This is a genomic window from Phenylobacterium sp. (assembly GCF_030693805.1).
Classification (GTDB): domain Bacteria; phylum Pseudomonadota; class Alphaproteobacteria; order Caulobacterales; family Caulobacteraceae; genus Phenylobacterium.
The window spans coordinates 1-8330 of the sequence record NZ_JAUXZW010000135.1 but is presented as its reverse complement, the minus strand read 5'-3'; the positions used below and the strand labels follow the sequence as shown (position 1 = coordinate 8330).

9 protein-coding genes are annotated in these 8330 nt (G+C 69.2%); 3 read left to right on the top strand and 6 right to left on the bottom strand.

What is annotated here, in order from left to right; translation table 11 throughout:
• Together Q8M88_RS06095 and Q8M88_RS06090 are read left to right on the top strand one after the other, a co-directional pair.
• The coding region (locus Q8M88_RS06095; RefSeq protein WP_305595415.1) for a ParA family protein at positions 1-350 on the top strand (350 nt) is incomplete at its 5' end.
• A gap of 11 nt (positions 351-361) precedes the next feature.
• A complete protein-coding gene (locus tag Q8M88_RS06090; RefSeq protein WP_305595413.1) occupies positions 362-1243 on the top strand; it encodes a ParB/RepB/Spo0J family partition protein in 882 nt (293 codons plus the stop codon).
• 36 nt (positions 1244-1279) lie between these two features.
• Here Q8M88_RS06090 and Q8M88_RS06085 read toward each other — a convergent pair whose 3' ends face one another.
• The 6 genes from Q8M88_RS06085 to Q8M88_RS06060 form a co-directional block, all read right to left on the bottom strand.
• Positions 1280-1960, bottom strand: coding sequence for an aminoglycoside phosphotransferase family protein (locus tag Q8M88_RS06085; RefSeq protein ID WP_305595411.1), 681 nt, complete (start codon positions 1958-1960; stop codon positions 1280-1282).
• Positions 1961-2131: 171 nt separating this feature from the next.
• Positions 2132-2872 (bottom strand): GNAT family N-acetyltransferase, encoded by a 741-nt coding sequence (locus Q8M88_RS06080; RefSeq protein ID WP_305595409.1) that lies wholly within the window; start codon positions 2870-2872, stop codon positions 2132-2134.
• Positions 2869-3924: a DNA polymerase III subunit delta gene (gene holA, locus Q8M88_RS06075; protein WP_305595407.1), complete on the bottom strand. Its 1056-nt coding sequence runs from the start codon at positions 3922-3924 to the stop codon at positions 2869-2871. Before holA ends, Q8M88_RS06080 begins: the two co-directional genes overlap by 4 nt.
• Before the next feature lie 16 nt (positions 3925-3940).
• Positions 3941-4444, bottom strand: coding sequence for an LPS assembly lipoprotein LptE (lptE, locus tag Q8M88_RS06070; RefSeq protein ID WP_305595405.1), 504 nt, complete (start codon positions 4442-4444; stop codon positions 3941-3943).
• A 1-nt stretch (position 4445) separates the two neighbouring features.
• The gene (gene leuS, locus Q8M88_RS06065; RefSeq protein WP_305595417.1) at positions 4446-7028 is read right to left on the bottom strand and encodes a leucine--tRNA ligase; all 2583 of its coding nucleotides are present in this window, start codon (positions 7026-7028) and stop codon (positions 4446-4448) included.
• Between the two features lie 116 nt (positions 7029-7144).
• Positions 7145-7624: a DUF3576 domain-containing protein gene (locus Q8M88_RS06060; protein ID WP_305595403.1), complete on the bottom strand. Its 480-nt coding sequence runs from the start codon at positions 7622-7624 to the stop codon at positions 7145-7147.
• Between the two features lie 294 nt (positions 7625-7918).
• Between Q8M88_RS06060 and Q8M88_RS06055 the strand changes: the two genes are divergently transcribed.
• A complete protein-coding gene (locus tag Q8M88_RS06055; protein ID WP_305595401.1) occupies positions 7919-8305 on the top strand; it encodes an NtrZ family periplasmic regulatory protein in 387 nt (128 codons plus the stop codon).
• Positions 8306-8330: the final 25 nt, after the last annotated feature.

Sequence of the window (8330 nt, the reverse complement as noted above, 5' to 3'; positions counted from 1 at the left end):
CGCTTCAATGCGAGTTCTTCGCGCTCGAGGGCCTGACGCAACTGGTTCGCACCATCGACCTGGTGAAGGGCAGCCTCAATCCGGGCCTGGAGATCCAGGGCGTGGTGCTGACCATGTACGACAAGCGCAACAGCCTGTCGGAACAGGTGGCGCGCGACGTGCGCGGCTATTTCGGCGACACGGTGTACGAGACGGTGATCCCCCGGAATGTGCGGGTTTCCGAGGCGCCGTCGTTTGGCAAGCCGGCTTTGGTCTACGATCTGAAATGCGCCGGCAGCCAGGCGTATCTGAAGCTGGCGCGAGAGGTCGTGTTGCGCGAGCGTGACCGGCGCGCGCAGCCCGTGGTGTAACGGAGCGGATGATGGCCGAAGGCCGAAGAGGACTGGGTCGGGGACTCTCCGCCCTGATGGGCGACATCGAGGAGGCGCCGGTCGCCGCCGCCGCGGCGCAGACGCCTGGCGTGCACGAGACCCCGATCGAACTGATCCAGCCGAACCCTGACCAGCCGCGCCGCACCTTCCCCGACGCCGAGATCGACGATCTGGCCAATTCGATCCGCGAGAAGGGGATGTTGCAGCCGATTCTCGTGCGTCCGTCGCCTCGGGTGCGCGGGGCCTTCGAGATCGTCGCCGGCGAACGGCGCTGGCGCGCGGCCCAGCGCGCCGGCCTGCGCGTCGCGCCGACCATCGTGCGCGATCTCGACGACCTGCAGGTGCTGGAAGTCGCCATCGTCGAGAATATCCAGCGCGAGGACCTCAACGCCCTGGAAGAGGCGCTGGCCTACAAGCAGCTCATCGAGCGTTTCGGCCGCACCCAGGAAGCGGTGGCGACTTCCGTCGGCAAGAGCCGTAGCCACATCACCAACACCTTGAGATTGCTTCAACTTCCGGCCGCCGTTCAAGATCACGTGATGAACGGGCGACTGTCGGCCGGCCACGCGCGGGCGATCGCCGCCGCCGACGATCCGACAGCCTTGGCGGAGCGCATCGTCGCCGCGGGCATGAGCGTGCGCGAGGCCGAGACGCTCGCCCGCAAGACGCCCGTGGCCGGTCGTCCCGACCGCAAGCCGAAAGCCCGCGGCGGCAAGGACGCCGACACCGCCGCCCTGGAGAACGATCTCGCCGAAGTGCTGGGCCTGGAGGTCGAGATCACCGACACCGGCGGCGTCGGCGAACTCCGCATCCGCTACGCCACGCTGGAGCAACTCGACGACCTCTGCCGCCGCCTGACGCGGGCGAGCTAATGCAGACTCGGCTTCGACTCTTTTATGATCCGACCTTCATAAATCTTTCAGCGCCACTTCCAGCACGGCGAAACTCCAGGCGGGATCCCTGCCGTCCTCGATGAACCAGGCCGTCGACAACGCCGCGTGGGCGATGATCCAGCCCTTCATCCGCGCTGGCTCCAGGCCTGCGTGGGCGCACACGGACGCCAGCCTACGCTCCAGCCGTCCCGGCGCGAGCGCGGTCTCAGCGTCCGGGTTGCGGAAGATGTTGGCGTAGTCGTAGGCGCGCTCTCCGATCAGGCCGTTGGGGTCGATCGCCAGCCAGCCGCGTGGGCCGAAGTCCAGGACGTTGGCGTGATGGACATCGCCGTGCAGGACGACGGCGTCGCGAGGGTCGGCCAGCAGCGTCTGGGCGACGCGGTGACCCTTCTCCAGGCGCGGGTCGTCGCCGGCCATAGCGGCCAGGTCCTCGAACCGCGTCCGCAACGCCTGCAAGCCCGCGGGCGGGTCCGGGCGGGGTCTGTGCAGGGCGGCGACCGCATCGCACAGCCGGCTCAGCGCCTCATCGTCCCGCCCGTCCCGCGCCATGGCGACGACCCCGTCCGGAGAGACCGCGCGCTCTAGCAGCAGGGCGGGACCGTCATGCGCCAGCACCCTGGCCGCGCCGTCGCCGGCCCACCAGACCATCACCGCCGCGCCGCGGATCTCCTGAGGCGCCATGGCGATCTTCAGCATCGCGCGCTCGTCGCCCCGGCGCACCGGGACCAGACGGCTGAACGTATATTCGGTGGTGAACGCCGCCCCGTCGACGGCGAGGCCCAGCGCTCCAGCCAGGGCGAGAAGTCGTCGAGATCGGCGTCCATCGCGCGATGCTGACCTAGAGCTCAGCCGCGCGCCAGAGCCGCGTCAGGTGATGCGGAAGTTGGCGCCGATCCGGTGCAGGCCCAGGCGTTCGGTCACGCGCCGCGACGACAGGTTGTCGACGAAATGGGCGTAGTGCAGCTCACGCCCGACGAGAGCAGGCGCCTCGGCCCATCGCGCGGTCACCGCCGCGGCGAGGCCGCGTCCGCGAAAGCCCGGAAACGTGTAGACGCCCACCTCCGCGCCGCTCGCGCCCAGACGCGCCGCGAACGCGATCGCGGCGATCTCCTCGCCCGCGCAGGCGACGCACCACGGCTCCCAGAAGTGATAGGCGCTGTCGAACCCGGCCTCGATCAGGCGGGCCGGCATGCCGTCCTGCGTCAGTTGCGTCAGCAGGCGCTCGCCCTCACGCGTGCCGCTCGAGACGAACCGCGCGTCTGTCGCCGTTTGCTGGACGCCCGCCAGGACGTAGATCGCCGAGCGGCTGGTCTCCTCGACTGGCGCGTCGCGCGAAAGCAGCGCCTTCACGGCCTCGAAGGCTTCGGGGATTTCCCAGGCGTCGGTCCACGGCGGCGCTGCGCTCAGCAGCGAAAGCGCCTCCCGTGCGGTGTCCTCAGGGACGTCGCGCCGCACGAGCGCGAGGTTGCCGGCTTCGGAGCCTGCAAAATACACGCGCGGAGCCGGGGACATCGGCGGATCATTCTCGCGGATCATGCGTCCGGCGGCGTCCAGCACGAACGACGCCTCGGCGCCCATCTGGAGACTGCGCAGCAGCGAACCCGTCACAGGCCCATGCGGCGTGCGCGGCCGGCGACCGAGAGCGCCAGGCGCTCTGCGATCAACTGGTCGGGCGATCCGGTCTGCTTGCAGGCGCGGTCGGCGTCCAGAACCTGGGGCTGCAACTCGTCCAGCGCCTCCAGTGACCAGGTGCGGGCCTGGCGCAGGAACTCGCGCTCGTTCTTCCAGAATACGCCCGACGCCTTGGCCGCTTCCTGCAGCCCAGCGCCCGCCTTGGCCAAGGTCAGGGTGCGGCGCAGGCGCGCCAGATGCTGGCCGACCGCGCGCACCGCCGCCGGGCCGCCTTCGCCCTCGGCCGCCGCGCGACGCAAACCCGACTGCGCCGCAGCCAGCCGGCCGCCGAAAGCGTCAGAGGCGGCGTCCGCCAGCGAAGCCTCAGGCTCCACGCCCAGGAACGGCTCCAGGTCAGCGGGTTGCGCGGTGACGCCTGAACCCGGGCCGAGATAGAGGATCAGCCGCTCGATCTCGGCGCGCGCCACGCCGCGCTCCTTGGGCAGGCGCGCGGTGAACATCGCCAGGGCGTCGGCGTTCAGCGCCACATTGTCCTTGGCCAGGGCTTCGCGGACCAGGCGGGCCACGTCGCCGGGTTCGTCCTCGTAGCAGGGGATGGCGATGGCGCCGGCCGCGGCCTTCTCGGTCTGTTTGCGCAGCGTCGATTCGCGGCCCAGCGCGCCGGCCTCGACGATGAAGAAAGCGTCCGTGTTGAACCGGCCCTCGGCGTGACCGGTCATCGCCTCCGCCGCGATCTTGTCGACCGAGGCCTTTTCGCCGCCCAGGCGCAGGCGCACCAGGCGGCGGCCGCCCATCATCGACTGGGCGCTGAGTTCGCCCTCCAGCCTGGCCGCGTCGCCGTCGATGTCGCGGTCGGTGAGCACGGCGACGTCGAAGGGATCGTCCGGCCGGTCGGTGACCACGCGCGCGAGCTGCTCGGCACGCTCGCGCACCACGCCCATGTCGCGGCCATAGATCAGCGCGGCGCGTACGCCGGCCTGTGGCTTGGCCAGGAAGCGTTCGATGTCGGGGCGCTTGGCGAGGATCATCGCCGCCGGCGTCCGATCAGCCGCGCGGGCGGGCGGCGAGCCAGGCGGCGAGCTCGAGCTGGATGCGCCGCGCGGCCTCCTCGGCGGCCCGGTCGGCGACGTCTTGCTGGGCGGCGATCGAGGCGTAGGGCTGGTCGGCGGAATCGTAGCTGAGCTGCACGCGCACCGAGCCGGTCTTCGCCTGGGCGCCGGAGGGCAGGGCGACGAGGCTGTAGTAGGCCGTCAGCACATACTCGTAGCGGGTCGCGACGTTGTCGATGCGCAGGCCGCGGGGATAGCGCGCTTCGGCCAGTTGCAGGTCCATGCGGTAGGCGGCGGTCGCACTACGGTCCTTGGCCAGCGCATCGTCCAGATGTTCTCGGATCAGGTAACCGGTGCGGCCCTCGGGCGCGACCACCTGCACCGCCGAGAGGCTGGCGACACCCGGCGAGGCGTAGAGCGGCGTGAAACCGCAGCCGGCGAGAGCCGCGGCGGCGGCGGTCAGCAGGGCGGTGCAGGCGAGGCGCATCGGGCGGGCCATCTCAGGCGGCCACGATGTTGACGATGCGGTCCTTCACGACAATCACCTTGCGAATGCTGAGGCCCTCAAGGCGCCGTGTGATCTCAGGGTCGTCAAGCACGATCTTCTCCACCTCGGCGGCTTCGGCGCCGGCTGGGGCGCGGATCTCGCCACGCCGCTTGCCGTTCACCTGCACCGGCAGGGTCAGCACGTCGTCGACCACCAGCGCCGGGTCATAGATCGGCCACGGCGCGCTGGTGACCATGCCCTCGCCGCCGATCCGCGCCCAGCATTCTTCCGCCAGGTGAGGAGTGATCGGCGCCATCAGCCGCGCGAAGGCGACCAGGGCTTCCTGCCGCGCCGCCAGCGCGGCCGGGCTCGCGCCCTTGGCCGGGTTCGCCTTCAGCAGGTTCAGGAACTCGTACAGCCGGGCGATGCCGGAGTTGAAGCGGAACTCAAACGCCTCGGTCACCGCCTTGGTCAGGCGGTGCGTGGCCTTGCGGATGGCGAGGGACGCCGCGTCATCGCCCGCCGCGCCTTGCGCGCCCGCGGCGATCTGGGTGTCGAACTCCTCCCACACGCGGTTGACGAAGCGCCAGGCGCCCTGGACGCCGCCGCTGGTCCACTGCACGTCGCGCTCCGGCGGCGAGTCGGACAGCACGAACAGCCGCGCGGCGTCGACGCCATAGGCCTCGGAGATCTCCTCCGGCGTGACCACGTTGCGCTTGGACTTCGACATCTTCTCGATGTCGCCGATCGTCACCGGTTCGCCTGTGTCGATCAGGCGTGCGGTGCGCAGATCGCCTTTGGTCTCGATTTCGATCCGCGCCGGCTCGACGTACTCGCCGTTCTGCCGGCGATAGGTCTCGTGGGTGACCATGCCCTGGGTGAACAGGCCGGCGAACGGCTCCTTCACCGACAACATGCCCTCGTCGGCCAGCGCCCGGGTGACGAAGCGGGCATAGAGCAGGTGCAGCACCGCATGCTCCACGCCGCCCACGTACTGATCGACCGCCAGCCAGTAGTCGGCGGCGTCCTTGTCGATCGGCGCATCGGCGTGCGGCTCGGCGAAGCGCGCAAAGTACCAGGAGGAATCTACGAAGGTGTCGAGGGTGTCGGTCTCGCGCTCGGCCTCGCCGCCGCAGGACGGGCAGGCGACGTGCTTCCAACTCGGATGTCGCGCCAGGGCGTTGCCGGGCCGGCTGAAATCCATGTCGTCGGGCAACTCGACCGGCAATTGATCCCGCGCCACGGGTTGCGGCCCGCATTTGGCGCAGTGGATCACCGGAATCGGACAGCCCCAGCCCCGCTGGCGGGCCACGCCCCAGTCGCGCAGGCGGTAGACCGTCGCGCCCTCGCCGCGGCCCAGCGCCTCCATGCGCTCCACCGCCAGCGCCTTGGCCGGCTCGACCTCCAGTCCGTCGAGGAAGCGTGAATTGAAGATCACGCCGGGACCCGTATAGGCCTCGTCGCCGAGTGCGAACGCCGCGGGATCCTCGCCCGGCGGCAGCACCACCGGCGTCACCGGCAAGGCGTACTTGCGGGCGAAATCCAGGTCGCGCTGGTCGTGGGCCGGGCAGGCGAAGATCGCGCCGGTGCCGTAGTCCATCAGGATGAAGTTGGCGATCCAGACCGGCAGGGTCCACTCGGGGTCGAAAGGGTGGGCGACCCGCAGGCCGGTGTTGAACCCGATCTTCTCGGCCGTCTCGATCTCGGCCTCCGACGCCCCGCCCTTGCGGCATTCGGCGATGAAGGCGGCCGCCGCCGGATTCGCCTGGGCGATCATCTCGGCCAGCGGATGGTCCGGCGCGACGCCCACGAAGCTCGCCCCGAACAGGGTGTCGGGCCGCGTGGTGTAGACCTCGATCCCGTCCTCGAACCCACTCGGCGTCTCTCCCGCAAACAGGAAGGAGAACTTCAGGCCCTTGGAACGGCCGATCCAGTTCTCCTGCATCAGCCGAACCTTCTCAGGCCAGCGGTCGAGGTCCTTCAGGCCCTCCAGCAGGTCGTCGGCGTATTGGGTGATGCGCAGGAACCACTGGTTCAGCTTGCGTTTCTCGACGATCGCGCCGGAACGCCAGCCGCGCCCGTCGACCACCTGCTCATTGGCGAGCACGGTCTGGTCCATCGGGTCCCAGTTGATGACGCTTTCCTTGCGGTAGACCAGGCCGCGCTTCCAAAGGTCCAGGAACCAGGCCTGCTGCTTGCCGTAGTACTCCGGATCGCAGGTGGCGAACTCTCGACTCCAGTCGATGGACAGTCCCATCGCCTGCAGGCCGGTGCGCATGGCCGCGATGTTCTGATAGGTCCAGGCCTTGGGATCGACGCCGCGTTCCATCGCCGCGTTCTCGGCCGGCAGGCCGAACGCGTCCCAACCCATCGGATGCAGGACGTTGAACCCTTGCGCGCGCTTGAACCGCGCGATGACGTCGCCCATCGCATAGTTGCGCAGGTGTCCGACGTGCAGATTGCCCGACGGATAGGGGAACATCTCCAGCGCATAGTACTTCGGTCGCGAGCGATCGACCTGGGCGCGGAAGACGTCGGCCTTGTCCCACGCGGCGCGCCACTTGGGTTCGACCTCTTTAGGGTTGTAGCGGGCCATGTCTTCCAGCGCGTCTGAACGGATGGGCGGGCGCATCAGCGAACCGCCGTTGCGCGCCGACCCGTATCAGAGCCCGGCGCGGCCCGGAACCACGGACGCGCGCAGTGACGGAGCGTCTAGCCCCGGATGTTGGAAAGCCGCAGCTGCCGCGCCTTGGTCAGGATGGCGTTCTCGATGTCGGTCTCGGTCTGGCCGGCGGACGTCTGGTCGACCCAGCCGCCGCTCGCGTCGCGAGCCTGCTTGAACACCGCGACGTTGAGGCCGTCAGCCCGCAGGCGCGCGTCCAGGATGTAGACGGTGCATTTGAAGCGTTCGTCAGGCTTCTCGGGGTTCACGTACCAGTCGGTGATCACCACGCCGCCGTAAGGGTCGGCCGAGGACAGCGGCATGAACGCCAGCGTGTCTAAGGTGGCGCGCCACAGGTAGCCGTTGACGCCGATCGCCGGTTCCTGGCTCGACGACGCGGCCTTGCGGCCACCGAACAGGCGGAAGCCGCCGCCTTCTTCCTGGGTCTGGAACGTCTTGGGCCCGCCCGACGAACAGGCGGTCAACGCCGCAAGGCTCAAGGCCATGGCGCCAACCGTAAGGCCGCGCATCCAAACTCCACGCACAAACGGCATGTTTTTCCGCTCCAGTCGAAATCCCGCGACGATTCGTCGGGTGTGGCGCCGCCCCCCGCGCCGCGCCCTCTATAACAACGCCGTTAAGGACGCCAAACAGGAATCGCGTGGCCTTCTCGCCACAGGGCGGCGCCAAGTTCCGATACAACCACCGTTAAGGCGGTGCGACTGTTGACGTGGGACCGGCCAGCGCCTTAATCGAGCGTAACGGCGTGATCCCCGCGTGAATTTTGGGGCGCGCGCAGGGGCGTAGGGGCCAATACGGTGGGCATGTCCATTCGCAATCTCGTGTCGCTGCTAGGCGCAACCGCCCTGATCGGGGCGGCGGCGTCGAGTGCGCACGCCGAGACGGCGAAGGGCAAGCCCATCGATCTTTCTGTCCGCAGCGAGGCTTCGGCGCTCGCGCCGGGCGTCAAGTCGCTGAAGTGGGACGCTCGCAAGGGGCGATGGGGCCTGACGTTCAATCTTGAACAGCCAAACACCCGCGACGTGAAGTGGAACGACGTCGAAGCCGGCGCCTATTACCGCATCACCCCGTCGCTGCGGGTCGGCGGTGCGGTCGCCCTCGGCGAAAAAGACGCGGCGCCCGAGTACAAGAAGACCCAGCCTGAGGCCGGCCAACCGCGCGTCCGCCTCGAGACCGCGTTCAAGTTCTAGCGCTTCAGCGCTTCCACCGCCGCCA

Excerpts from the sequence above, each read along its gene's own strand:
- Q8M88_RS06085 (WP_305595411.1), bottom strand. The coding sequence starts at position 1,960 with ATGCTGAAGATCGCCATGGCGCCTCAGGAGATCCGCGGCGCGGCGGTG.
- Q8M88_RS06060 (WP_305595403.1), bottom strand. The coding sequence starts at position 7,624 with ATGCGCGGCCTTACGGTTGGCGCCATGGCCTTGAGCCTTGCGGCGTTG.
- Q8M88_RS06090 (WP_305595413.1), top strand. The coding sequence starts at position 362 with ATGGCCGAAGGCCGAAGAGGACTGGGTCGGGGACTCTCCGCCCTGATG.
- lptE (WP_305595405.1), bottom strand. The coding sequence starts at position 4,444 with ATGGCCCGCCCGATGCGCCTCGCCTGCACCGCCCTGCTGACCGCCGCC.
- Q8M88_RS06055 (WP_305595401.1), top strand. The coding sequence starts at position 7,919 with ATGTCCATTCGCAATCTCGTGTCGCTGCTAGGCGCAACCGCCCTGATC.
- leuS (WP_305595417.1), bottom strand. The coding sequence starts at position 7,028 with ATGGCCCGCTACAACCCTAAAGAGGTCGAACCCAAGTGGCGCGCCGCG.
- holA (WP_305595407.1), bottom strand. The coding sequence starts at position 3,924 with ATGATCCTCGCCAAGCGCCCCGACATCGAACGCTTCCTGGCCAAGCCA.